Raw genomic sequence first — 24,732 nt, forward strand, 5'->3', positions numbered from 1 at the left:
GCCACTGTGGCGTCTGACGGCAGTAGTTGACGGCAGCGTCAGCGGACGGGTGCTGCACAAAGCGGTGGTTCGTCGCCGTCGTCGGGCTGCGCAGCGGGCTGGGCGGGGTTGCAGAGGGCGTTACCGAGGAGGTCGATGGCCCCGCGCTGGAGACGCAGCCGGACGTGGGCATACACCGTCGCGGTCACCCCGATGTGGGCGTGGCCCAACAGCTCCTTGATGACAACGAGTTCGACGCCCTGTTCGAGGAGGAGGGTGGCCGTCGAGTGCCGGAGATCGTGGAAGCGGATGCGGCGGAGCCTGGCTTTGCGGAGCAGGGTGGTGAAATGCCGGGTGAGGGTGGCGCCCTCGATCGGGTTGCCGTCGGGCCGGGTGAAGACGTAGCCGCTCGCCTTCCAGCCCGTACCGGCCGCTTCGCGTTCCTGGCGCTGCCGGTCACGGTGCTGTTCGAGGGAGTGCAGGCACTCGGTGGGCAGCGCTATGCGCCGTTCCGAGCTCTGGGTCTTCGTGGGCAGGGCGGTCAGGCCGCCGCTGTTGGTGCGTTGGAGGGTGCGGCGGATGCTGGCGGGTCCGCCGGCCAGGTCGAGGTCTTCCCAGCGCAGGCCGAGGAGTTCGCCCTTGCGGAGTCCGGTGCGCAGGGCGAGTTCGAACAGCGCGCTCAGCCGGTGCTCGTGGGTGGCGGCGAGGAACACGCGGGCTTCTTCGGCGGTGAGGGGTTCGAAGCGGCGTGGGCGTGGAGTGCCCATGCGGACGTTGCGGGCGACGTTGCGCGGGATCTCCTCCTCGCGCACCGCGTGCTCCAGGGCGGACTTGAGCACGGAGTGGACGTAGGCGAGGGTCAGGGGCGAAAGTCGCCGGCGGCGGAGGAGGCGGTGAGTGGTCAGGTTGGTCCCAGACGCCGGGTGCTCTTGGGCGAGGGGCGGGAGTTGTCCCCGAGCCTGTGCGGGCGATGACGGTTGTAGTGCCGGGCATAGGCCTCGAGGACCTGCCTGGTATGGGACTCGTTCCAGATCAACGAGTGGTCGAGGACCTCGCGCCGCAGGGTTCCAATGACCCGCTCGCAGTGAGCGTTCATCCGAGGGACCCGCGGCGCGGTCCTCACGACGCCGATCCCGTCGGCCGCGAAGACCGCGTCGAAGGATCCGGTGTACTTTGCGTCCCGGTCGCGGAGCAGGAACCGCAGCGAGTCGACCCGCACGCCCAATTCGACGGCGAGGTTTCTCGCCTGCTCTACCGTCCACGGCCCGGTGGGATGGGCAGTCACTCCTGCGATGCGGAGCCGACGCGCGCCGTGTTCGAGGAATACCAGCGCGTACACGCGGCGTAGGTGGACCAGGTCGATGTGGACGAAGTCGCGGGCGATGATGCCTTCGGCTTGCGCGCTCAGGAACTCGCGCCACGTCGGCCCGACCCGCCATGGGGCTGGATCGAAGCCCGCTGCGGTAAGGATCTCCCAGACCGTCGTCGAGCCGACCGGGTGTCCGAGCCGGACAAGTTCGCCTTGGATCCGACGACAGCCCCACCCCGGGTTCTCGCGGGCGAGCCGCAGCACCAGAGTCTTCACCGCACTCGCAGTCGACGGCCTCCCGGGCCGCCTTCGGCGCCTGGTGTAGTCCCACTTGCGCGCGATCAGTCTGCGGTGCCACGCCAGGAGCGTCGCGGGCGTCACCGGGAACACCTGCGCCCACCGGCACCGGGGAGTCAGGGAGGACAGCGCCGCGAACCACAGGCGATCTGCCGGCTCGTACCGCACCGGACCCGAGACCTGCCTGCGAAGCACCGCGTTCTCGTGGCGCAGCACAAGCAGCTCCGCGTCCCTGACGGCGTCCCGGCGCAGCAGCGCCGCCGGGACCGCGAGCAGCTTCCGGGCCACCTGATACACCAATGAGACGATCACCCGGACAGGTTTCCAGCAAGCTGTCGGGGCTCGCCAGACCCACTCCAAGCAGCAGTGCTGAGTTTCCGAACGGCACAGGTCAAGAATTCGCATGGCCCCATATCCCGGCCTCCGGATATGGGGCCGCCGCTCCCGACCCCACTCCCACTGGGAGCACGGGTGACCAGCGGCTAGAGCGCAAGTACATACCTCAGAAGCCACCCGATCGACGGGAAGCCGCAGGTAACAAACCGGACACCGATGTGAACGTGCGCGCAAGAAACCGAATATGTGCGCAGCCGCCCGAGTGGGAGCAAACAGGTATGGGGTCGCGTGGGAGCGTGCTCCCACTCCCTGCTCCCACCTGGGAGCGTGGGAGCAACAGAAAAAGGGCCGTTCGAAAACGGCCCTTCACCTGCGACGTTCGATAGTTCGAACTAGTCGGGACGACAGGATTTGAACCTGCGACCCCTTGACCCCCAGTCAAGTGCGCTACCAAGCTGCGCCACGTCCCGTTGCCCGTGTGACCTGGGGTTTCCCCCGGCCGAACGTGCACCGAAACAATACCGCACTCGGGCCGGTGATCGCTCACCCCTTTCCGGGGCCGGGGCGGCCCCGGCATCGCGCACGGCCGCGGACGAGCGGGGCCACCCCGTGGCGGTGCCGTCCAAGGCCCCGCCGGTCCGGCAGTCGTGTGACCCGGATCACCCCGTACGGCGACCGCGGGGATCGATCACGAGGGACCGCCGTCCGGCGTGAGAGTGGCCTGGGCCTCGGCCTGGCGGGGGAGCGCCGGTCCGCCGGGGCCTACCGGCGCGGGCCCGTCCGCCCTGACCAGGCCACGGATCGCGGGTACGGAGAAGAGGGCGACGCAGACCACGAGCGTCATCACGCCCCCCGTGATCAGCACGGTCTCGGCGCCGAAGGCGCCGGCGGCGGGGCCCGCGAGGGCCTGGCCGACCGGCAGCATGGCGAGCGACCCCGCGACGTCGTAGGCGTGGATGCGATTGAGGACGTCGGGCGGGACCTGCGTCTGGACGCTTGTCGCCCACATCACACCCCAGAAGGAGAGTCCCGCGCCCGCGACGGCCGCGCCCGCCGCCATCAGCGGGACGCTCAGCTGGGCGCCGACGGCCGTGGGGAAGGCACTGTAGGCGACCAGGGCGATCGTGCCGGCCCGCAGCATGCGGCGGGGGCGCAGCCGCAGCGCGAGCAGGCCGCCGAGGACGGTCCCCGCGCCGAGGGCCGAGTTCACCAGGCCGTACGAGCCCGAGCCGTGTTCCTGGACCACGAGCGTCGCCACCAGCGGCACCGCGGGGCCCGTAGTCATGATCATCAGCACGCTGAAGACGGCTATGACGCCCCACAGCCACGTGCGGGACCTGAACTCGCGCCAGCCCTGGACCAGGTCGGCCCGGAAGCCGTTGCTGTCCGGCTGCGAGCCGGGGCGTGCGGGCGGCAGCCGGAGCAGGAGGAGACACAGGGCGCTGAGTCCGTACGTGCCCGCGTGCGCGGCGAAGACCGCTCCGGGCGAGAAAAGGCCGACCAGGACACCGGCGGCGGCGGGACCCGCCAGCGACGCGGTCGACTCGGCGACGCGGATCGCGCCGTTGGCCTTCTGCACGTCGGCGGCGAGGCGCGGGACCGTGCTGGCCACGCCGGGCTGGAAGAGGGCGGCCGCCGCGCCGTTGACCGCGCCTATCGCGCAGATCTGCCAGAGGACGACATGGCCGGTGAAGAAGAACGCGGCCGCGAGCGACTGCGTGCCGAGCCGGACGAGGTCGGCGCCGATCATCAGCAGCCGGGTGCTGAACCGGTCCGCGAAGACTCCGCCGAAGATCACCAGCCCGGCGAAACAGACGGTCGTGGCAGCCATCGCGAGGCCGACGGCCCCGGCTCCGTACCCGTGCCGCAGCAGCCCTGCGGCCAGCGCGACCGGCAGCATCGTGTCGCCCAGTTTGGCCACGGCACGGGCCGCGAAGAACAGCCCGAAGTCCCGCGACCAGATGGTCGGGCCGCCCCGGCCACCACCCCGCCCGCCCTCTCGCCGTGTCTTTGTCCCCGACCCTGACGGCACGCCGACCCCACCCCTCCCCTGCAGCAGTGGTGGGATCATGCCACGGGGCGCAGACAGCGCTCTCTGTCCATTCGGTCCGTGGACGAATACGCCGTCACTCGGAGCCGGTGAGGCCCAACTCGGGGTGTTCCTCAAGGAGTCGGGGTGGCGCGGCCTGCCGCCAGGAGTCGGCCAGGATGTCCGTCAGCTCTTCGGCGTCCAGGGCCGCGAGGCGCACCCGCACCCAGGCGGAGCCCGCCTCGTGGGCGGCGACCCAGAACTTGTCCGGCTCGGCGAGCACCAGTTCGTCGCGCTCGACCTTCGGACAGCGCACGGCGAAGGACGTCTCGTCGTCGGGAACCGTCACGAACATCTTTCCGGCCACACGGAACGTGGGCATGCTCCACGCGATCTTCTCCACCGTCTCCGGCAGGGCGAGGGCGATGCGGCGCACGTCGTCTGAGGTGACGCGGGCACGGGATCTGGACTTCGGCATGCCATGAACCGTAGCCAACACCACTGACAGTCACCCGCCGACGGCCCGGCCGCCCGCGTGGTCCGCTCTCGGCGGACTCACGGCACACGCCTCACAGCACCCGCTCGTCCAGCCACGCCGTCAGGTCCGCCTGGACCTCGTCGCGGTGGGTCTCGTTGAGGATCTCGTGGCGGGCGCCCGGGTAGCCCCGCCACGTCAGGTCCTCAAGGCCCGCGTAGCGGAAGTCCTCCAGGAGTTCGTGGACCAGGGTCATCCGCTGGTTGCAGGGGTCCTGCTCGCCGACGGCGACATGGACCGGCAGGTCGGCGGGGATCCGCGCGATGTTGCGCGGGTCGTTGATCTTCCGCACGGCGCGCACCCAGTCCAGGCAGAGCCCGGCGGCGAAGGGGAAACCGCAGCGTTCGTCGGCGACGTACGCGTCGACCTCGGCCTCGTCCCGCGAGAGCCACTCGAAGCCCGTGCGGTGGTCGAACGGGTCGTTGAAGGAGGCGAAGAGGTCGGGGATGAACGAGGAGGGTGCGGCGCGGCCGTGTTCGGTGACCTCACGCTCCAGGCGGGCGATCGATCCCTCGATGTCGGCGCCGGGCAGCGAGCGGAACGTGCCCGAGAGGATCACGCCGGCGAGCGAGTCGGCGTACTCCTGCGCGTAGTCCCGCGCGAGCAGCGAGCCGAGGCTGTGCCCCAGGAGGAAGAACGGCGTGCCGGGGTGCAGCGTGCGCACCTGGTCGCCGATGGCCTTGAGGTCGTCGACGATCGCCCGCCAGGTGTCGGCGTCGTCCGGGCCCGCCGTCTCCGAGGTGATGCCGTAGCCGCCCGTGGCCTGCGCGGTGGCGCCGTGGCCGCGGTGGTCGGAGGCGACGACGCCGTAGCCGTTGGCGGTCAGGTGGCGGGCGAAGCGGTCGTAGCGCAGACCGTGTTCGGCGGCTCCGTGGGCGATCTGCACGTACGCGCGCGGCCTGCCGTCGGCCGGCAGCCAGGTGTACGTGGCGACGGGCACGCCGTCCGCCGCGTTGAGCAGCCCCGCGGTGTACGCGGGGGCGGCGGCGGTGGTGTCATCGGCTCGGTCGGGCATCGCGGCGGGCTCCCTGGTGAGTGGGGCTGATGGTCTTCGGGGCAGCCTCCCCCGCATGAGGAACCTCATGCGGACCGATCTCGTCCCGCACGGACCCCCGGCACCCGTACGGCCCATCGGCACCGACCTCGCGGAGCTGCTCGGGCACGAGTGGGCGCATCCGACGCAGGCGCAGCGACTCCGGCACGGACGGGTGAATCCGAAGCGGCGGGGCGACTGCGACACCGGCGGGGCGGCTCCGGCACGGGCGGACCGAACCCGGCGCGGGCGGAGGGGATCCGAAGGCCGGCGCGGCGCCTGCGAAACCTTGGGGCTGAGCGACGGCGACAGGGGTGAGTAGACACCCGCGCGGGCGCATCCGCTCCGACGTGCACGGACCGGCACCGCCCCGGGCCGGACGGCCCCTCACGCGAGGGCACCCCTCAACTCCGCTTCCGCGCCCGCCCCTTCCGACCCATTGACCCTTCGCGGAACCGGAACCTACCCTGAGTCCCGCGCCGTGAAAGCGCTTTCTAAGTGGCGCTTGCCCGCACAGGCAAGTCAGCGCACACGACTCAGCGCACACGCAACTCACCGCACACCCGGCGACCGGCAGCCGGCCACCAGCCAAGCCAGCCCAGGGAGCGCCATGAGTTCCATGAGTTCCGCGGCTCCGAAGAGAGCGCCGAGAGGCGCACCGAGAGCCCTGCTCGTCCTCGTCGCCCTGCTCGCCCTCGTCGTGGGTCTCGGTCTCGCCGCACCGCCCCGCGCCGCGGCGGCGCCCGCCTTCCGTGTCCTGGTCTTCTCCAAGGTCACCAACTACGCCCACGACTCGATCCAGGCCGGCGTCGAAGCGATCGAGAAGCTCGGCGACGAGCACGGCTTCGAGGTCGAGGCCACCGACGACGCCACGGCGTTCACCGACGCCAGGCTCGGCCGCTTCCAGGCCGTCGTCTTCAACAACACCAACTCCACGCCCGAGAAGGGCGATCTGCTCGACGCCGCACAGCGCGCGGCCTTCCAGAGGTACGTCCGGGCGGGCGGCGGCTGGGTCGGGCTGCACGCCGCGTCGGCGAGCGAGCGTGACTGGGACTGGTACGAGGGCCTGGTCGGCGCGATCTTCGACAAGCACCCGGAGGTCCAGAAGGGCCGCGTCAAGGTGCTCGACCACGCACACCCCTCCACGAAGGGGCTTCCTGAGCTCTGGGAGCGCGAGGAGGAGTGGTACAACTGGCGCACCAATCCCACGGGAAAGGTGCACACCCTCGCCCAGATCAAGGTGCGCGACGGTGTCTCGGGGCTCGACGAGGGCGTCGACCACCCGTGGTCCTGGTGCCAGAACTACGACGGCGGCCGCTCCTGGTACACGGCGGGCGGGCACGCCAAGGCGTCCTTCCAGGAGGAGGGCTTCCTCCAGCACATCCTCGGCGGCATCCAGTGGGCCGCGGGTGACAAGCCGGGCGACTGCACGGCCACCAGGACCGGCAGCTTCCAGCGCACGCCGCTGGCGACCGACGACCTCGCCGACCCCTTCGAGCTGGCCGTGGCGCCGGACCGCCGGGTCTTCTTCGTCCAGCGCACCGGCAAGCTGAAGATCATCGACCAGGAGACGTTGAAGGTCTCCACGGCGCTCGACCTCGCGTACACGCCGGACATGACGAGCCAGTCCGACGGACTGCTCGGCCTCGCGCTCGACCCGAAGTTCGCGGCGAACCACTGGCTCTATCTGCTGCACTCCGACAAGACGGAGAAACGCATCAACCTGTCCCGTTTCACCGAGGCGGGCGGAAAGGTCCAGGCGTCCTCGGAGAAGCGGCTCCTGACGATTCCGACGTGGCGCGGCGAGGGCCGGGCCAATTCGCACATGGCGGGTTCGATCGCCTTCGACAAGAAGGGTGATCTGTACGTCGCGACGGGCGACAACACCGATCCTTTCGCGTCGGACGGTTTCGCGCCGGTCGACGAGCGCGAGGGCCGCCGCGCCTGGGACGCCCAGGGCACCGCGGGCAATACGAACGACCTGCGCGGAAAGGTGCTGCGGATCACGCCGAAGGACGACGGTACGTACTCCGTGCCCGAGGGGAACCTCTTCCCTGCCGGTACGGACAAGACGCGCGCCGAGGTCTACGCGATGGGTCTGCGCAACCCCTTCCGGATCACCACGGACCCGATCAGCGGCGCGCTGCTGGTCGCCGACTACGGTCCCGACGCGCGGAACGCGGTGGCGGACCGGGGCCCCGAGGGCACCGTCGAGTTCGACCGGATCACCAAGGCCGGCAATTTCGGCTGGCCCTACTGCATCGGCGACAACACCCCGTTCAACGACTACGACTTCGCGACGAAGACGTCGAAGGCGAAGTTCGACTGCGCGAAGATCGTCAATGACTCGCCGAACAACACCGGCCTGCGGGACCTGCCGCCGGCCCGGGCCGCGACCGTCTGGTACGCGTATTCCGCGTCGAAGGAGTTCCCCGAACTCGGCACGGGCGGCGGCGGCCCGATGAGCGGTCCGGTCTACGACTACGACGCCGCGAACCCGTACCGGACGAAGTTCCCCGAGTACTTCGAGGGGAAGTGGCTCACGTATGAACTGACCCGGCAGTGGTTCAAGACCTTCTCGATGCAGGAGAAGGACCAGGAATTCACCGACCCGCGCTTCCCGCCGGCGAAGGCGGGCGATCTGCAGTCCATCAACTCCGCGTTCTCCGACATGAAGTGGAACCAGCCCTTCGATGCCGACTTCGGTCCGGACGGAGCGCTGTACGTCATCGACTTCGGGCTCGGCAGCGGCACGGGCCGCGGCGGCAGCAACGAAGGGGCGGGCATCTACCGCATCGACTACGTCGCGGACGGCCGGCTCCCGGACGCCCGGATCACGGCGACCCCGGACAACGGCACCACTCCGCTGACCGTGAAGTTCTCCAGCGAGGGGTCCGGGCTGCCCGGCGGCACCCCCGTCACCTACGCCTGGGACTTCGACGGCGACGGGAAGACCGACTCGACCGAGGCGAACCCGACGCACACGTACACCGCGAAGGGACAGTTCACCGCCCGTCTGAAGGTGACGGGGCCCAAGGAGCTGAGCGGGCTCGCCGTGCGGGACATCACCGTCGGCAACACGCGGCCCCAGGTGAGCATCCAACAGCCGCCGAACGGCGGGACGTTCAGCTTCGGCGACACCATCCCGTTCCAGGTCGAGGTGACGGACCGGGAGGACGGGCCGATCGACTGCGGGCGGGTCGTCGTCCAGTCGCAGCTGGGGCACGACACGCATCTGCACCCGCTGGACAACTACACCGGTTGCGCGGGCGAGATCGTGACGGACGCCGGGGACAGCCACGGCCCCGGCCAGAACCTGTACTACGGCATCACCGCGCAGTACGAGGACAAGGGCGCCGGTGACGTGCCCGCGCTGACCGGCTCCGCCTCCCTGACGCTGCGGACCTCCTTCCGCGAGGCCGAGCACCGCACCGCCACCGGCGGCGCGCACGACGGGGTCGTCACCGCCGACCGCGCGGATGCCTCGGGCGGCAGACGGCTCACGGAGATCGAGGACAAGGACTGGATCTCCTTCGACCCGGTGCACCTCAAGGGCGTCGACTCCGTGACCGTGGGCGCCGCGTCGGGCGGCCTCGGCGGCGCCGTCGAGTTCCGGGCCGGCTCGCCCACGGGCAAGCTCCTCGGCAAGGTGACCGTGCCGAACACCGGCGGCTGGGACAAGGCCGTCTCACCGACCACCGGCCTCGCGCGCCACGACGGCACGACGAAGCTCTACGCGGTCTTCACCAACCCGCAGTGGTCCGCCGACAAGCCCGACCTGCTGACCGTCGACTGGCTGCACTTCAACGGACCCGGAGTGGAGAAGAACGCCGGCGCGAAGGTGTCGCCTGCCGCCGACCCCAGCAGCGGGGCGCCACCCCTCGCGGTGAAGTTCACGAGCCAGGTGAAGCTCCCCGCGGGCCGCACCGCCGCCTCCTACCGCTGGGACTTCGGCGACAACTCCAAGCCGTCCGGCGGCACGGAGGGGCCGACCGCCGAGCACGCGTACACGCGCGCGGGGACGTACACCGCGCGTCTGACGGTGACCGACGACAAGGGCGACACCACGACCGGCGCCGTCCGGCTCACGGCGAAGTGAGGACGACCATGACCGCGACCCTGCCCGGAACTCCGAGCGCCTGCGACCGTCCCGGCTCCCGACGTGCCTTTCTCCGTACGTCCGTCAGTACGTCACTGGGGGTCGCGGCGGCCGTCGGCGGAGCGCTGCCCGCGCGGGCGGCGGACCGGCCGCGCCTGCGTCGCATCCCGCGCGGCGGCATCGGCATGCACCTGTACACGATGCGCGACGCCCTGGCCCGGGACTTCGCGGGCACGCTGGAGCGACTCGCCGGCATCGGGTACGCGACCGTGGGCGTCAGCGGGCGGCACGGGTACGACGCCGAAGCCATCCGGCGCATGCTGGACGGCGTCGGCCTGCGGGCGGTCCTGGAGCACGTCGCCTATCCGACGCTGACCGGCGGCGGGCTGTCCCGGGCCCTCGACGACCTGCACACCCTGGGCGCACGGTGGCCCGTGGTGCCGAGCCTGCCCGCCGAGATGCACACGCCGGACGGATTCCGTGCGGCGGCACGGGAGTTCAACAGGATCGGGTGCGCCTCGCGCGAGGCGGGTCTGGGGCCCGTCCTCTTCCACAACCACGGCACGGACCACGTGGTGGTCGACGGGACGGACCTGTACGACATCCTCCTCACCGAGACCGACCCCGAACTGGTCGCGTTCGAGCTGGACGTGTACTGGGCGGTGAAGGGCGGCGCCGATCCGGCGGCGTACTTCCGGCGCCATCGGCACCGCTTCCCCGCCCTGCACGTGAAGGACATGGCGCCCGACGGCGGGTTCGCCGACGTCGGTTCGGGGACGCTCGACTTCGCCGCGATGTTCGCCCCCGCGCGCGTGGGCGGCGTCCGGCAGTGGCTCGTCGAGCACGACTCCCCCGCCGATGCGTTCGCGACCGCGCGGAACAGCTACGCCTACCTGGCGGCGCTGCGCTACTGACGCGCAAGACCCCGCGGCTCGGCGTCGGCACGTCCGGCGCCGAGCCGTTTGTAGAAGAGGGTCGTCGCGTGAAGGGATCCCGCGGGATCGGTCGCGTAGTCGGGGATGCTCCCGACCTCGGTCCAGCCGGCCCTGCGGTAGAGGGTCTCGGCGGGGCTGCCGGTCTCGGTGTCCAGGACCAGGAGGGTCACGCCCGCCTCCGCGGCCGCCCGCTCCGCGGCGGCCAGGAGAACGCGGGCGAGGCCCTTCCCGCGCGCGTGGGAGTGCACCATCAGCTTGGCGACCTCGGCGCGGTGGCGGCCGTTGGGCCTGTCGACGAAGGCGACGCTGACGGTGCCGGTGACGCGCCCGCCGCTCCCCTCCCCGTCGTCACGGACCGCCCAGACGGCGAGGCCGCCGCGTTCGACGGCCGGGGCGAGGCCACGCCACCAGGCGGCGGCAGCGGGCCGGTCCAGTGCCGCGAGGAAGCCGAGGGAGGCACCGCCGTGCACCGTGTCCAGAAGCAGGTCGGCCAGGGCGTCGGCGGCGTCGAGGAGCCCGGCGGCGTCCAGCCGTACCGCGTGCGTTCCGTCCGTGGGGGCGGGCACGGCCACCGCCGCGTCCCCCGCCGCCCGGCGGCCGGTCACGGCTTGACCACGACGAGCACGTACCGCGCGGCCTCCTCGCCCGGGCAGCGGAAGCGGGAGGCGCCCCACAGCCGGTAGCGCAGGCAGTCACCGGTGCGCAGGGCGTGCGCCTCCCCCTGCACGGTCACTTCCATCGACCCTTCGAGCACCCAGATGTGCTGCTCGAGACCGGGCACGGGCGGTCTGTCGTACGCGATGTCGGCACCCGGCTGCAGCCGTCCCTCGACCAGTTCGCCGCGCATCCCGGTGCGGGGCGGCGAGACCGACCAGCGCATGAAGCCCGCCTCGTCGTCGGCCCAGACCGCCTGGTCCACGGCGCGCACGAGCTGGGCGGGCTCCGCCTCGACCTCGCTCAGGAGCTGCGACATGGTCCGCTCGTAGACGGCGCAGAGCCGGTTCAGGAGGGCCGCCGTGGGGCTGATCTCCGCGCGCTCGGCACGTGACAGGGTGGAGCGGCTGATGCCGCTCAGCTCGGCCAACTCGCCCAGGGACCAGCCTCGTTCGGCACGCAGCTCGGCCAGCCGGGCGGCGAGGCGCGCGTCGACTCCATCGTGTTCCATATCTGGCACGCTAACCCGGATATGGGACGACAACAAGTGTGAGCTGCCTCTCGGACAGCGGCGTCAGCCGTGCGTCGACACCGCCCCGAGGAGCTCCCTGATCCGCCCCGTCGCCGTCCCGAACTCGGCCGAGGCGAGCGTCCGCGCGTAGCCCCTGTCCGGCTCCAGGCCGACGTCGATGACTTCCGTCACCGTGCCGGGCCGCGGGCTCATCACCACCACCCGGTCCGCCAGGTACGCGGCCTCGGCGATCGAGTGCGTCACCAGGATCACCGTGGTGCCGGTCTCGCGCCAGATGCGGTTCAGCTCGACGTTCAACTGCTCGCGCGTGAGCGCGTCGAGGGCGCCGAACGGCTCGTCCATGAGCAGCACGGGCGGCTCGTGCAGCAGCGCGCGGCACAGCGCCACCCGCTGCTGCATGCCGCCGGACAGCTCGTGCGGATAGGCGTCCTCGAAGCCGTCGAGTCCGGTCATGCGGATCAGTTCGTCGGCACGCGCGCGTGCCCGCCCCGCAGGGAGGCCCCGCATCTCCGCCTGGAGGAGGATGTTGCGCCGGGCCGAGCGCCAGTCGAGCAGGGCCGCGCGCTGAAAGACGTACCCGATGTCGCGCCGCGGCCCCCGCACCGGTTCGCCGCCGAGGAGCACGTCTCCCGACGACGGCGTGAGCAACCCCGCGACCAGCTTGAGCAGCGTGGACTTGCCGCAGCCCGAGGGGCCCACGATGGCCACGAACTCGCCCCTGCCGATGTCGAGCGAGACGCCGCGCAACGCGGTGACGTCCTTCTTCTTCGTACGGAAGCGGACGGCCACGTCGTCGAGCCGCACGGCGGGCGCGCCCGGCGGGGCATCCTGGACGCGCGCGGACGCGGCGTCTTTCCTGAGCGTGATGTTGTCCCTGAGCGTGGCGTCGTTGGGCGTGCTCACCCCTTGACCCCCTTGGCCGAATCCCAGTACTCCGAGACGGACTTGGGGTTCTTGACCAGGCCCGCCTCCGAGAAGACCTCGATGGTCCGCCGCCAGTCCGCCTCCGTGTTGGCGCCCGGCACCCTGCCCTCGGTGGCGTCGGTGTGCAGCAGGGTCAGCGTCGTCCTGAACTGCTCCGACAGGACGTCCTTGGGCGGGAGTTGCCCGGAGGCGCCCTCCATCGCGGCGACCGCGGGACCCGGCTTCTTCTCTGCGGCCGCCCACGCCTCGCTGGCCGCCGCGGTCATGCGCTCGGCCAGGTCACCTCTGCCCTGCAGGGTCTTGCCGCCCGCGATGAGGCCGTTGGAGTAGAAGTTCAGGCCGTGCTCGGAGAAGCGCAGGTACGAAACGTCCTTCTCGGCCTTGCTGCGCATGGTGGGGCCCTGGTCGCTCGCGTACCCGAGCAGCGCGTCCGTCCTGCCGGAGATCACCGCGGCGATCTTGCCCGAGGGATCGGTGTTCTGGACGTTGACGTCGGACAGTTTCATGCCGTTCTTCTCAAGGAAGATCGGAAAGGTCTTGGTGAGCGCGTCGCCCGCCGTGCCCGCGACGGTCTTGCCCTTGAGGTCGCCGGGCGAGGCGACGCCCTCGGTCTCGAAGGACTGCACGGAGGCGGGTGTGGTCTGCAGGAACACCCCGAGGCTCTTCACCTTGACGCCCTGGTCGACCCCGGCGAGCACCGCCGGGGTGTCGGCCCAGCCGAAGTCGGTCTGGCCGGCGCCGGTGGCCTGCACGGTTTTCTGGGAGCCCTGCCCCGCCCTGATCTCCAGGTCGATGCCGTGCTTCTCGAAGATCTTCTGCTTCTTGCCGTAGTAGAACGGCGCGTGCTCGCCGTACGGGTACCAGTTGAGGGTCAGGGTCACCTTGTCCAGCTTCTCGCCGGAGGCGCTGGTGCTCGTCTTGTCGTCGTCACCGCAGGCCGTCGCGGTCGCCGCGACGAGCGCCAGGGGGACGAGGCCGGTGAGGAGTCTGCGCGCGTGCATGGGACGGCCCTTCTCGCGTACGGAGTACTTGGGGGCGGGGGCGGGGCGTGGTGCGGGACGCGGTCAGTACGAGGTGGTCGCCGCCTGGTCCCGGCGGCTCGCGTGCCACGGGAGGAGCAGTTTCTCCGCGATCTCGACGAGCACGAACAGGACCACGCCGATCAGTGACATGACGAGCAGCCCCGCGAAGAGCATCGGGGTGTCGAGGTTGCCGTTGGCCTGGAGGATCACATAGCCGAGGCCCTCGTTCGCGCCGACGAACTCACCGACGACGGCGCCGGTGACGGCGAGCGTGACGGCCACCTTCAGACCGGAGAAGAGGTGCGGCAGCGAGGCCGGGAAACGGATCTTCAGGAAGGTCTGCCACGGTCGCGCGCCCATGGTGGCGGAGAGCTGCAGCATCTCGGGGTCCACGGCCTTCAGTCCGGTGACCATCGAGATGACGACCGGGAAGAAGGCGATCAGGACGGCGATGAGGATCTTCGGCGCGATGCCGAATCCGAGCCAGACGACGAACAGCGGGGCGATCGCGATCTTCGGGACGACCTGGGCGAAGAGCAGGACGGGGTAGAGGGTCTTCTCGACGGTGGTCGACGCGACCATCAGGACGGCGCAGACGATGCCGACCGCGACCGCGATGACGAAGCCGGTCAGGGTCTCGTACGTGGTGACCCAGCTGTGCCGCCACAGGTAGTCGGGCTTGTCGAGGATCACGTCGAGGGTGGCGCCGGGCGAGGGCGCGAGGTAGGCCTCGACCATGTCGGTGGCGGCGACCAGCCACCAGGCGCCGAAGCAGACGAGCAGCAGGGCGAGGGGACGCCAGCTCTTCTCGGCCGCCTCGGCCGTGCGCTGCCGGAGGGACGGCCGTCGCCGATCGGCGACTCCCGCCGTCTGCACGGGGGTTGCGGACAGTGCGCTCTGACTCACGGTGAACTTCCCCTGACATTCCCTGGTGCGGTGAACATGGGAGGCAGTTGCGTGGACCGGTGCGGAGCTCTGTGGTGCGACCATGTCAGAAAACGTTTTCAGAAAGCGCTTTCTGGCAGACTGCCGCCACGCTAATGACTGGCTGACCGCAGGGTCAAGAGGTCGGACCCGAGTTTCGCGGCGCGCCACGGCCTTGGGGGGTGCGGTGAGGGAAGCCGAGCGCGGACTGCACGTGACACTGGACGCGGTCGCCAGGACCGCGGGGGTCTCCCCCGCCACCGCGTCCCGCGCGCTGAACGGCACGGCCAGGGTCCGCGACGACCTGCGCGGCCGGGTCCTCGCCGCCGCGGACCACCTGGGCTACATCCCCAACGCCCACGCCCAGGCACTCGCCAGCTCCTCGAACAACACGGTCGGCGTCATCTGCCACGACGTGGGCGACCCATACTTCGCCGCCATCGCGAGCGGCGTGATGGCCGCGGCGGCCGAACGCGGGCTGCTCGTCATGCCGGCCGGCACCTTCCGCGAGCCGGGGCGCGAGATCGCGTACGTCTCGGCGCGAGATCGCGTACGTCTCGATGCTGCGCGCCCAGCGGGCCCGCGCCGTACTCCTGATCGGCTCGGGGTTCCAGGACCCTTCCTGGGAAAGGGAGCTGGCGGCGGAGCTGGTTCCCTACACGCGCGGCGGGGGCCGCGTCGCCGTCGTGAGCAGGCACCGCAGCCTGCGGGTGGACACGGTGCTGCCCGAGAACCGGGCGGGCGCCGCCGACCTGGCCCGCGCACTCCTCGCCCTCGGTCACCGGGACTTCGCGGTCCTCACCGGCCCCGGGCGCCTCACGACGGTCGCGGACCGCCTGGCAGGCTTCCGCGCCGCACTGGCCGAGGCCGGGGTGGGACTGCCCGGGGACCGGGTGGTGGAGGGAGCGTTCACCCGGGACGGCGGCTACGCGGCCGCGCGGGAACTCCTGCGCCGGGGCACCCCGGCGACCTGCGTCTTCGCGGTGACGGACGTGATGGCGGTCGGCGCGCTCGCTGCGCTGCGGGAACGGGGTGTGCGGGTGCCCGAGGACATCTCTCTCGCGGGCTTCGACGACATCCCCCTGGTCCGCGAACTGACACCCCCGCTCACGACGGTGGCGCTCCCCCTCCCCCGGATGGGCCGCGCGGTCCTGGAACTGGCCCTGCGGGAACCACAGGGACGACGCTCGCGGGTGGAGCGGGTGCGGGGCGAGGTGGTGGTGCGGGGGAGCACGGGGCGGTGCGGCTGAGCGGAGGCGGGGGCGACGGTCCTCGTGCGCGCGGCGCACTCGGCGTGCCGCGCGGACGCGTCGCCTCCCAGCGCCATCCGCTGTTCAGCACCCGGCGGCGGCTCTCGCGCCTGCGACTCGCCGGATGGTCACGCCTCTGGCCGGACAGGGCGGTTGGCTCGGGGGCCGACCGCGGGCGCCGGTCCTACTTGGTGGTGTGCGTGGGGTAGACCTGGACGTCGGTGTAGGCGCCCTTGATGTCACCGGCGGCCGCGGGCCAGTCCAGGGTCACGCTGTGGGTCTCGTTGGGGGGCGTGACGATGATGTTGGTCGGGGAAGAGAGGCTGTCGCCGGAGGCGTCGATGTCGTAGGCGAGGTTGAAGACGGCGGCGTCGCCGGGCTTCAGGGTGGTGACGCGGGGCTGAGCCTGGCCTCGCTCGATGGGGTTCGAGGTGTTGTCCTCGTCCTTGATGTCGACGCCCGCGAAGCCCGTCGCCGAGCAGGTCGCCGAACCACGGTTGATCATGGTGATGTCGATCCTGCCGGACTGGGCGTCGGGCGCGGCGTCCGTGGCGTCGATGGCCAGGTCCTCCGTCTTGCAGAAGGTGACCTTGCCGCCGGCCACCGTGGCGCCGTTCCCGCTGCCGGCCTGCGCCTTGGTGTCCTCGCCGGAACCCGACTTCGCGTCGTCGCCCTCCGCCGTTGAGCCGCCGCCCGAGGACGACGAAGACGAGGAGGACGAGGAGGACGAGGAGCCCTTGGAGGACGACGTCTTCCCGGAGTCGTCGCCGCCGCAGGCGGTGAGTGAGAGGCTGGCGGCCAGACCGAGGGCGGCGAGAGCGGCGGTGCGGGTGTACTTCACGGTGTTCCCCCAGGAGGAGCTCGGCGTGTGCGGTCAGAAGTATTTGTATCTCGCACCGAGTTACAGGCGATCCTCCAAGACGTCTTCGTTCTGTCACAGGCGTACTGACCTGACGAACCACCAAGGCGCCGCCGTACAGTCACCGTCCCGGCCCGAACTCGCCCACCCGAGAGAAGGGAAACGCCCCATGGACCTGCGACTGACCGGCAAGACCGCTCTCGTCACCGGTGCCGGCCGAGGCATCGGGCTCGCCACCGCCGCCACCCTGTGCGAGGAGGGCATGCGTGTCGTCGCGGCGGCCCGCACCCTCACCCCCGAGCTGGCGGCCACCGGCGCGTTCGGCGTCCGTGTGGACCTGTCCACCGCCGACGGTCCCGCCCGCCTCGTGGCGCGGGCCGAGGAACAACTCGGCGGGCGGCTCGATCTGCTCGTCAACAACGTCGGCGGCGGCGACGCCGACGCGGGCTGGACCGGTGGCCTGCTCGCCCTCAGCGACCAGCAGTGGCACGACGCCTTCGAACTGAACTTCTTCGCCGCCGTCCGCACCACCCGTGCCGCGCTCCCCCATCTCACGAGGAGCCGCGGCGCGGTCGTCACCATCTCCTCCACCAGCGCGAGGACCCCGCACGCGGGGCCGCTCCCGTACAGCTCCGCCAAGGCCGCCCTGACCGCGTTCGGGAAGGCCCTCGCAGAGGAGTGCGGCCCGCGGGGCGTACGCGTCAACACCGTCTCGCCCGGCCCCGTCCGCACGGCGATGTGGGAGAGTCCCGACGGGTACGGGGCGCAGCTCGCCGAGTCCGTGGGCGTGCCGCACGAGCAGTTCCTCGCCGGGCTCCCCCGGACCGCGGGAATGGTGACCGGCAGACTGGCCGAGCCGGGCGAAGTCGCCGCGCTCGTCGCCTACTTGGGCTCGCCGCTGGCCGCCGGCATCACGGGGGCGGACCACCTCGTCGACGGGAACTCCGTCAAGACCGTGTGACCGCCGTGCGCCGTCGGCGGCCGGTGCCTTCGCGCGGCGCTCAGCCCGCCGCGTCGCCCAGCGCGGCAAGGACCGGACGGATCAGCGGGTGCCCCTCCGCGCCGCACCGCACCGCGGCGAACACCCTGCGCGTGGGGGCCGCGCCCTCCACGGGACGCACCACGACGCCCGAGAGGTCCATGCCCTTGAGCGCCGAGCGCGGCACGAGGGCGACTCCCGCGCCGGCCGAGGCGAGCGCCACCACCGCCCTGAAGTCGTCCGACCAATGCTCCAACGCAGGCTGGAACCCGGCCTGTTCGCAGGCGAGGACGACCACGTCGTGACAGGGATTGCCCGCGAAGGGGCCGATCCACGCGTCCTTGGCGAGCTCGGCGAGGGGCACCCGTTCGGCGTCCGCGAGCCGGTGGCCGCGGGGAAGGACCGCGTCGAAGGGCTCGGCGTACAGAGGGACGCGGGTGAGCCGCGGGTCGTCCGCGCCCGGCGCCCCCCGGTACTCGACGGCGACGGCCACGTCGACCTGCCGGTCGAGGACCATCGGCAGGCTCGCGTCGCCCTCCGCGTCCTGGACACGGACGCGGATCCCGGGTGCCGATGCGGCGAGTCGGGTCAGGGCCGGGGCGACGACCAGGCCGATGCCGGTGGCGAAGGCCGCGACGGTCACGGTCCCGGCCTCACCGGAGCTGTAGGCGGCCAGCTCGGCCTCTGCGCGCTCCAGCTGGGCCAGCACCGCGTTGGTGTGCGTGAGCAGGATCTCGCCCGCCGCCGTCAGGCGCACGCCCCGCGCGGAGCGCTCGACCAGGCGGTGTCCTGTCTCCTGCTCCAGGGCGGTGAGCTGCTGGGACACCGCGGACGGGGTGAGGTAGAGCGCGGCGGCAGCCGCCGTCACGGTGCGGTGGTCGGCCACCGCACGGAGGATGTGCAGCCGCCGCGCTTCGATCATGGGGTCGATTCTCCCAAACCGTCCGCCACGCGCGCACCACCGGTCCCGGGCGGGAGGCCCGGGACCACCCGGCGACACCCCGCGTCCGCAGGGGCACCGGCACCGCCGCCCGGGGCGTCAGCCCTGGCCGGCCTCCGCCAGCTCCGCGCGCGCCGCCACGAACGCGTCCACCGCGCGGTGCACGTCCGCCGTGGAGTGCGCCGCCGACAGCTGGACGCGGATGCGGGCCTTGCCCTGCGGCACCACCGGGTAGGAGAAGCCGATCACGTACACACCCCGCTCGAGGAGCAGCTCGGCCATCCGGCCCGCCACGGCCGCGTCGCCGATCATGACCGGCGCGATGGCGTGGTCGCCGGGCAGGACGTCGAAGCCCTCCTCGGTCATCCGCGAGCGGAAGAGCGCGGTGTTCGCGGCGAGCTGTTCGCGCAGGTCGCCCGCGGACTCCAGCAGGTCGATGACCTTCAGCGAGGCCGCCGTGATGACCGGGGCGAGGGTGTTGGAGAAGAGGTACGGGCGCGAGCGCTGGCGCAGCAGGGCGACGATCTCGGCTCGGGCCGCCACGTAGCCGCCGGAGGCGCCGCCGAGCGCCTTGCCCAGCGTGCCGGTGATGATGTCGACGCGGTCCATGACGCCGTGCAGTTCGGGGGTTCCCCGGCCGCCGGGGCCCACGAAGCCGACGGCGTGCGAGTCGTCGACCATGACCATGGCGTCGTACCGGTCGGCGAGGTCACAGATCTCCCGGAGCGGGGCGACGTAGCCGTCCATGGAGAAGACACCGTCGGTGACGACCAGCTTGCGGCGGGCGCCGCCCTCGGTCGCCTCCTTCAGCTGCTGCTCCAGGTCCGCGAGGTCGCGGTTGGCGTAGCGGAAGCGGCGCGCCTTGGACAGGCGGATGCCGTCGATGATCGAGGCGTGGTTGAGGGCGTCGGAGATGACCGCGTCCTCGGCGCCGAGCAGCGTCTCGAAGACGCCTCCGTTGGCGTCGAAGCAGGAGGAGTAGAGGATCGTGTCCTCCTGGCCGAGGAAGGCGGACAGGCGCGCCTCCAGCTCCTTGTGCACCTCCTGGGTGCCGCAGATGAAGCGGACGGAGGCCATGCCGTAGCCCCAGCGGTCCAGTGCCTCGTGTGCGGCGGCGACGACCTCGGGGTGGTCGGCGAGGCCGAGGTAGTTGTTCGCGCAGAAGTTCAGGACCTCGCCGGGGCGGCCGCCCGAGGTGACGCCGACCGTCGCGGACTGCGGGGTCCCGATGACGCGCTCGGGCTTGTGCAGTCCGGCGGCGCGGATCTCGTCGAGGGTGGCCTGGAGGTCTTCGCGTACGGAGTCGAACATGCGGCTTCCTTGTGGTCGGTGGGGCGGTCGGGGCGCGGTGCGGGTGATCCCGCGGCGTACCGGAGCCGAAGGGTCAAGCGGTCCAGTCGAGGATGACCTTGCCGCCCCGGCCGCTGGCCGCGTCGTCGAAGGCGGCCTCGAAGTCGCGGTGGCCGTAGCGTCCCGTGATGACGGGCGCCAGGTCGAGGCCGCCTTCGAGCAGCACCGACATGGCGTACCAGGTCTCGAACATCTCGCGGCCGTAGATGCCCTTGATGGTGATCATCGAGGTGACGATCCGCGACCAGTCGACGGCGAACTCCTCGGCGGGCAGGCCGAGCATGGCGATCTTGCCGCCGTGGGTCATGTTGGCGACCATGTCGCGCATCGCACGCGGGTTGCCGGACATCTCCAGGCCGACGTCGAAGCCCTCGCGCAGGCCGAGCTCGCGCTGGCCGTCGGCGATGGAGGAGTCCGCCACGTTCAGGGCGAGGCTGACGCCGACCTTGCGGGCGAGCTCCAGACGCTCCTCGCTGACGTCGGTGATCACGACGTTGCGGGCGCCCGCGTGCCGGGCGACGGCCGCCGCCATCAGGCCGATCGGACCGGCCCCCGTGATCAGCACGTCCTCGCCGACCAGCGGGAAGGACAGGGCCGTGTGCACGGCGTTGCCGAACGGGTCGAAGATCGCGGCCACGTCGAGATCCACCGGGACGCGGTGCACCCACACGTTGCCCGCCGGCAGGGCGACGTACTCCGCGAAGGCGCCGTCGCGTCCGACGCCGAGGCCGACCGTGGCACGGCACAGGTGGCGCCGCCCGGCCAGACAGTTGCGGCACTTTCCGCAGACCAGATGGCCCTCGCCGCTGACCCGGTCGCCGATCTTGATGTCCTCGACGTCACGGCCGGTCTCCACGACCTCGCCGACGAACTCGTGTCCGACCACCAGGGGCGCGGTGATCGCCTGCTGCGCCCAGCCGTCCCAGGCCCGGATGTGCAGGTCGGTTCCGCAGATCCCCGTGCGGAGGACCTTGATGAGGACGTCGCCGTGGCCGATGACCGGCTCCGGCACGTCCTTCAGACGGAGACCTGGCTCCGCCTTCTCCTTGACCAGTGCCTTCAACGCTACGGCTCCCGTCGTACGTCGCTTCTTCCTCCGACGGGACAGGAATCTTCCCTACGGCGGCGCCCCGGTCCATCGAGGATTTCTTAAGCGCCGCCGCAGCTTTCCTTCAGACCGTGGGGTTCAGCGGGTCTGACCGCGCTCGAAATAGGCGATCAGCTCGGGGTCGAGCCCGGGTACCTCGCGCGGTGTCCCGCCGTCCCGCAGCGACTGCGTGGCCCGTACGCCCGCCGCCACCGCCATGCGCGCCGCGACCGGCGACGTGTCGGTGCGCCCGCCCTCGCGCACGAAGCGGACGAACTCGTCGACGAGCAGGGGGTCGGCGCCGCCGTGGCCGCCGGCGTCCTGAGCGTCCGGCACCGGATACTCGGCGTCGGCCTCGACCCGGTAGCCGGACCGGCGCGCGTTCCACACCTTGACCGAGCCCCCGGGGCCGTCGCCGAAGTTCTCCAGCCGGCCCGCGTCGCCGATGACGGTGTAGTTGCGCCAGTAGTCGGGGGTGAAGTGGCACTGCTGGTAGGCGGCGAGCACGCCGTTGTCCAGGCGCATGTTGACGAGGGACACGTCCTCGACGTCGATGACGGGGTTCAGGTCGCGCTGGGTGTGCGGCGGCCAGTGGCCGTCCTTGGAGTACCAGTCCTCGGTCTTCGGCTCGCCGGGCTCGCGGCGGTGCGGATTGTCGCCGTAGACCATGAGGTCGCCGAGGGCCTGCACGCGGCGCGTGTAGCCGTTCGCGAGCCAGTGCAGCACGTCGATGTCGTGGGCGGCCTTCTGCAGCAACAGACCGTTGGTGTACTGCCGTTCGGCGTGCCAGTCCTTGAAGTACCAGTCGCCGCCGTACCCGACGAAGTGGCGTACCCACACCGTCTTGACCGCGCCGATCTCGCCGCGCTCGATGATGTCGCGCATCAGCCGGACCACGGGCATGTGGCGCATGTTGTGTCCGACGTAGAGCCGCGTGCCGGTCTCGTGGGCGGTGCGCAGGATCTCGTCGCACGCCTCGATGCTGGTTTCCAGGGGCTTCTCCACGAAGATGGGCTTGCCCTCGCGCAGCGCCTCGCAGGCGAGGGCCGCGTGGGTGTGGTCGGGGGTGAGGACGACGACGGCGTCGACGTCCGGGTCCTCGACGACCTTGCGGTGATCGCTCGATATCTGCGCGCCGGGGAAGGCCACGGCCGCCTCGGCCCGGGCGGCGGCGTCGTGGTCGGCCAGCGCGGTGACGCGTGAGCCCGCGTCCGGCCGGTGGGCTGTGCGGGCGAGCGAGCCGCGCAGTCCGAAGCCGAGAACGCCGAGACGGAGGTCGGTCATGGAACTTCCTTCGCTTGAGCGGGTGTTGCGGGTGCCGGCCAAAAAGGGGTGCGGGTGAAGTGGTGGAGCTTGATCCTTATCTATCCGGCGGCGGCCGTCCGTGTCGAGGTGTGTGCACACACCAAGAGATCCGGCCCTCCCGCACAAGAGGGCCGGACCTCCTCCTCCGGCGCCGGGACGAGCTGTCCGACCATCCGACTACGGGTGTACGAGCACGTGGGCGAGCCCGACGCGGCCGGTGCCCGTGAGCCTGATGCGCACGTACCGGGCGGACTCGCCCCCGCCGAACTCCAGGAGCGTGGGACGCAGCGCCTTCCCCCCGACGTGCCGGGTGGTGGCCTCGGCGAAGTCCGCCGTCCTCGACAGCTGGACGTCGAAGTCCGCCGTGGTCATCGACGTGTCGTTCCACACCTCGACCTGCCGGACGCGCCGCTCGGCGCCGAGGTCGGCCTGCCACCAGGCGCCCGGCTCGGCGAGCGTGCGGGTGTCGGTGGAGGTGTCGCCGTCGAGGGCGAGCGCGGCCGGGGCCCCGCCGTCCGTCGAGGACTGGGTCGCCGTGCCGGCGCGGGCGAGGTCGGGGCGCAGCTGTTCGGCCCGCTCCCGGTGGGCGCCGGCCCGCTCTGCCACGGCGAGCGCCCCGGCGGGCAGCCGGTCGAGCGCGGTGTGGTTGTCCTTCATCGTGGAACCGGTGCCGCCCAGGGCGGGCGCGTCGGTGTCGGTCCAGTTGCCGGTGGCGGTGTTCCGGATGCCGTAGTCGGCCCAGTTGGAGACCCATTTGTAGCCGAGGCGGGTGAGGACGTTGCCCTCGACGTGGATGTACGAGGACTGCTCGTCCAGGTAGATGCCGTTGCCGTCGCGCTCGGTGTTCCCGTAGGCCGAGCGGTTGATGTAGTTCCCGGAGACGACCGTGCCGGGCTGGGCGCCCTGCGTGTAGATCGCGCCGCCGTCGTGCTGGTCGTGCTCGACCCGCATCACGTCGGTGATGCGGTTGGCGGTGACGCGGTTGTCGCGCAGGACGGACTCCCTGGCCTCGGGCTGGTTCCAGCCCCAGCCGACGGAGATCGCCGAGTAGGGCAGGTCTTCGAGGGTGTTGTGGTCGACGTTCAGTTCCGCCTCGTACCCGGCCCAGATCCCGACGGAGTCGGTGTACTCGACTCCGGTGCGGCGCACGGTGTTGTACGCGACGGTGTTCCGCTCCCCGGCGAGCCCGGTCCGCGGCCGGGGCTCCGTGTCGCCGATGTAGGCGGCGCCCGAGGAGAGGTCGGTGAAGCGGGAGCGGGTGACCGACGAGTCTTTGGTGCCCTCCTCCAGGACGGCTCCCGCGCCGCCCAGGTGGGCGAACGCGGCACGGCTCACCGCCACCTGGCGGCCGCCGCGGACCGTGAGCGCCGCGGCCGGCTTGGTGTAGTACCGGCCCGCGTGGTCGACGGGCCCGCTCGCTCCGGTGAGGGTGAGCCCCGCCTGGGTACCGGCGTAGCCCTCGTCGGTGGCGGGCTGGTGGTAGGCGGCGTACGCGAATCCGATGCCGTCGATCCGGACGTCGTGGGCGCCGTCGAGGACCACGAGCCGCTCGGTGGCGGGGGTGACCACGCGCGCGTGGCGCGGATCCTCGCCCGGACGCGGCAGGTAGGTCACGGTGCGTCGCTCCGCGTCCCACACGAACTCGCCGGGTTTGTCGAGGAGTTCGCGGGCGTTCTCGAAGAAGGAGACGCCTCGGTAGCGGGCCGAGTCGACGGTGGTGGAGTCCCAGGCGGGCCCGGTACGGTCCGTGCCGCTCGCGGAGTTGGTCCAGCAGGGCTGCGCGAACGTGATGCGGTCGCCCTGGACGCCGGTGATCCGGCACCGGTAGGTGCGCCAGCGGACCTTGATGACCGCCTCGGCGTCGGTGGGCCGGCGCCAGGTGGTGATCCCGGTGGCCTCGGCGCCCGTCATGCCCGCCTTCGTGGCGTCGCACGTGGTCGCGGCGCAGGCGTCGCCCCGCGCGCGGACGGCTCGGCGGCCGTCGACGAAGAGCTGGCGCGGGGTGACTCCCGCGGGGGCGGCGGCCGTCCACGTGCCGTCCGCGTTCTTCGCCCAGCCCTCGATCGCACGCCCGCCGGAGAGCACGGGGCGGGCGCCCGGCGCGGCGGTCCAGGTGACCGTGTGCCCGTCGCGCCCGGAGTCGGCGGCGTTCAGCTTCAGGGGATCGGTCAACGTGTAGGTCCCGTCGGCGAGTTCGACCCGCACGTCACGGCCGGTGACGGCACGCGCGGCGTCCCGGGCGCCGGTCAGCGAGCAGGGGCGGGCAGTGCCACAGGTGTCTCCGCCACCGTGCGGGGCGGCGTGCAGGACACGGGGCCCCGGCTGCGCGGCGGCCTGCGGGACACCCATGGCGC

At 71.6% G+C, this 24,732-nt stretch carries 20 protein-coding genes, 1 tRNA gene and 2 pseudogenes; 5 read left to right on the forward strand and 18 right to left on the reverse strand.

What is annotated here, in order from left to right:
* Positions 1-38: 38 nt before the first annotated feature.
* The 6 genes and pseudogenes from ACZ592_RS12890 to ACZ592_RS12915 form a co-directional block, all read right to left on the reverse strand.
* Positions 39-857, reverse strand: a pseudogene (locus tag ACZ592_RS12890) (tyrosine-type recombinase/integrase); the annotation flags it as partial.
* A gap of 23 nt (positions 858-880) precedes the next feature.
* On the reverse strand, positions 881-1,897 hold the full coding sequence (locus ACZ592_RS12895) for an integrase core domain-containing protein (protein ID WP_471581567.1): 1,017 nt from the start codon (positions 1,895-1,897) through the stop codon (positions 881-883).
* Positions 1,898-2,317: 420 nt separating this feature from the next.
* Positions 2,318-2,391: transfer RNA gene (locus ACZ592_RS12900), tRNA-Pro, on the reverse strand.
* A gap of 218 nt (positions 2,392-2,609) precedes the next feature.
* Positions 2,610-3,992, reverse strand: coding sequence for an MFS transporter (locus ACZ592_RS12905; protein WP_471581568.1), 1,383 nt, complete (start codon positions 3,990-3,992; stop codon positions 2,610-2,612).
* A 55-nt stretch (positions 3,993-4,047) separates the two neighbouring features.
* Positions 4,048-4,428, reverse strand: a complete 381-nt coding sequence (locus tag ACZ592_RS12910) for an MmcQ/YjbR family DNA-binding protein (RefSeq protein ID WP_471581569.1) — start codon at positions 4,426-4,428, stop codon at positions 4,048-4,050.
* A 91-nt stretch (positions 4,429-4,519) separates the two neighbouring features.
* Entirely contained in the window at positions 4,520-5,500 is a 981-nt protein-coding gene (locus tag ACZ592_RS12915; protein ID WP_471581570.1) for an alpha/beta fold hydrolase, read from the reverse strand.
* Positions 5,501-6,137: 637 nt separating this feature from the next.
* Between ACZ592_RS12915 and ACZ592_RS12920 the strand changes: the two genes are divergently transcribed.
* Positions 6,138-9,617, forward strand: a complete 3,480-nt coding sequence (locus ACZ592_RS12920) for a ThuA domain-containing protein (RefSeq protein WP_471581915.1) — start codon at positions 6,138-6,140, stop codon at positions 9,615-9,617.
* A gap of 8 nt (positions 9,618-9,625) precedes the next feature.
* Positions 9,626-10,531: a sugar phosphate isomerase/epimerase family protein gene (locus ACZ592_RS12925; RefSeq protein ID WP_471581571.1), complete on the forward strand. Its 906-nt coding sequence runs from the start codon at positions 9,626-9,628 to the stop codon at positions 10,529-10,531.
* Here the strand turns inward: ACZ592_RS12925 and ACZ592_RS12930 are convergent.
* The 5 genes from ACZ592_RS12930 to ACZ592_RS12950 form a co-directional block, all read right to left on the reverse strand.
* Entirely contained in the window at positions 10,525-11,082 is a 558-nt protein-coding gene (locus ACZ592_RS12930; protein ID WP_471581916.1) for a GNAT family N-acetyltransferase, read from the reverse strand. The genes ACZ592_RS12925 and ACZ592_RS12930 overlap by 7 nt on opposite strands.
* 71 nt (positions 11,083-11,153) lie before the next feature.
* Positions 11,154-11,717 carry a helix-turn-helix domain-containing protein gene (locus ACZ592_RS12935; RefSeq protein WP_471581572.1) on the reverse strand — a complete coding sequence of 188 codons (564 nt, stop codon included), beginning with the start codon at positions 11,715-11,717 and terminating at the stop codon, positions 11,154-11,156.
* Between the two features lie 63 nt (positions 11,718-11,780).
* Positions 11,781-12,605, reverse strand: a complete 825-nt coding sequence (locus ACZ592_RS12940; protein WP_471581917.1) for an ABC transporter ATP-binding protein — start codon at positions 12,603-12,605, stop codon at positions 11,781-11,783.
* A 32-nt stretch (positions 12,606-12,637) separates the two neighbouring features.
* On the reverse strand, positions 12,638-13,663 hold the full coding sequence (locus ACZ592_RS12945) for an ABC transporter substrate-binding protein (RefSeq protein ID WP_471581573.1): 1,026 nt from the start codon (positions 13,661-13,663) through the stop codon (positions 12,638-12,640).
* A 63-nt stretch (positions 13,664-13,726) separates the two neighbouring features.
* Complete coding sequence (locus ACZ592_RS12950) at positions 13,727-14,590, reverse strand: ABC transporter permease (RefSeq protein ID WP_471581574.1); 864 nt, start codon at positions 14,588-14,590, stop codon at positions 13,727-13,729.
* An 82-nt stretch (positions 14,591-14,672) separates the two neighbouring features.
* On the opposite strand from ACZ592_RS12950, the pseudogene ACZ592_RS12955 reads away from it, so the two are divergent.
* A pseudogene (locus tag ACZ592_RS12955) lies at positions 14,673-14,903 on the forward strand (LacI family DNA-binding transcriptional regulator); the annotation flags it as partial.
* Positions 14,904-14,950: 47 nt separating this feature from the next.
* Here ACZ592_RS12955 and ACZ592_RS12960 read toward each other — a convergent pair.
* A complete protein-coding gene (locus ACZ592_RS12960) occupies positions 14,951-15,097 on the reverse strand; it encodes a hypothetical protein (RefSeq protein WP_471581575.1) in 147 nt (48 codons plus the stop codon).
* Positions 15,098-15,168: 71 nt separating this feature from the next.
* Between ACZ592_RS12960 and ACZ592_RS12965 the strand changes: the two genes are divergently transcribed.
* Positions 15,169-15,858 (forward strand): substrate-binding domain-containing protein, encoded by a 690-nt coding sequence (locus ACZ592_RS12965; protein ID WP_471581576.1) that lies wholly within the window; start codon positions 15,169-15,171, stop codon positions 15,856-15,858.
* Between the two features lie 184 nt (positions 15,859-16,042).
* On the opposite strand, the gene ACZ592_RS12970 is transcribed toward ACZ592_RS12965, so the two are convergent.
* Entirely contained in the window at positions 16,043-16,699 is a 657-nt protein-coding gene (locus ACZ592_RS12970) for a DUF4232 domain-containing protein (RefSeq protein ID WP_471581577.1), read from the reverse strand.
* Between the two features lie 187 nt (positions 16,700-16,886).
* Here ACZ592_RS12970 and ACZ592_RS12975 point away from each other — a divergent pair, with 187 nt between their 5' ends.
* Positions 16,887-17,678: an SDR family NAD(P)-dependent oxidoreductase gene (locus ACZ592_RS12975; RefSeq protein ID WP_471581578.1), complete on the forward strand. Its 792-nt coding sequence runs from the start codon at positions 16,887-16,889 to the stop codon at positions 17,676-17,678.
* 40 nt (positions 17,679-17,718) lie between these two features.
* Here ACZ592_RS12975 and ACZ592_RS12980 read toward each other — a convergent pair whose 3' ends face one another.
* The 5 genes from ACZ592_RS12980 to ACZ592_RS13000 all read right to left on the reverse strand — a co-directional run bounded on the left by ACZ592_RS12980 (position 17,719) and on the right by ACZ592_RS13000 (position 24,727).
* Entirely contained in the window at positions 17,719-18,618 is a 900-nt protein-coding gene (locus ACZ592_RS12980) for a LysR family transcriptional regulator (protein ID WP_471581579.1), read from the reverse strand.
* Between the two features lie 117 nt (positions 18,619-18,735).
* Positions 18,736-19,947, reverse strand: coding sequence for a glycine C-acetyltransferase (locus tag ACZ592_RS12985; RefSeq protein ID WP_471581580.1), 1,212 nt, complete (start codon positions 19,945-19,947; stop codon positions 18,736-18,738).
* Between the two features lie 73 nt (positions 19,948-20,020).
* Positions 20,021-21,049, reverse strand: a complete 1,029-nt coding sequence (gene tdh, locus ACZ592_RS12990; protein WP_471581581.1) for an L-threonine 3-dehydrogenase — start codon at positions 21,047-21,049, stop codon at positions 20,021-20,023.
* A 123-nt stretch (positions 21,050-21,172) separates the two neighbouring features.
* A complete protein-coding gene (locus tag ACZ592_RS12995; protein ID WP_471581582.1) occupies positions 21,173-22,357 on the reverse strand; it encodes a Gfo/Idh/MocA family protein in 1,185 nt (394 codons plus the stop codon).
* A 198-nt stretch (positions 22,358-22,555) separates the two neighbouring features.
* Positions 22,556-24,727 carry a discoidin domain-containing protein gene (locus tag ACZ592_RS13000; protein ID WP_471581918.1) on the reverse strand — a complete coding sequence of 724 codons (2,172 nt, stop codon included), beginning with the start codon at positions 24,725-24,727 and terminating at the stop codon, positions 22,556-22,558.
* Positions 24,728-24,732: the final 5 nt, after the last annotated feature.

It is taken from the genome of Streptomyces sp. NPDC040622 (assembly GCF_055593965.1).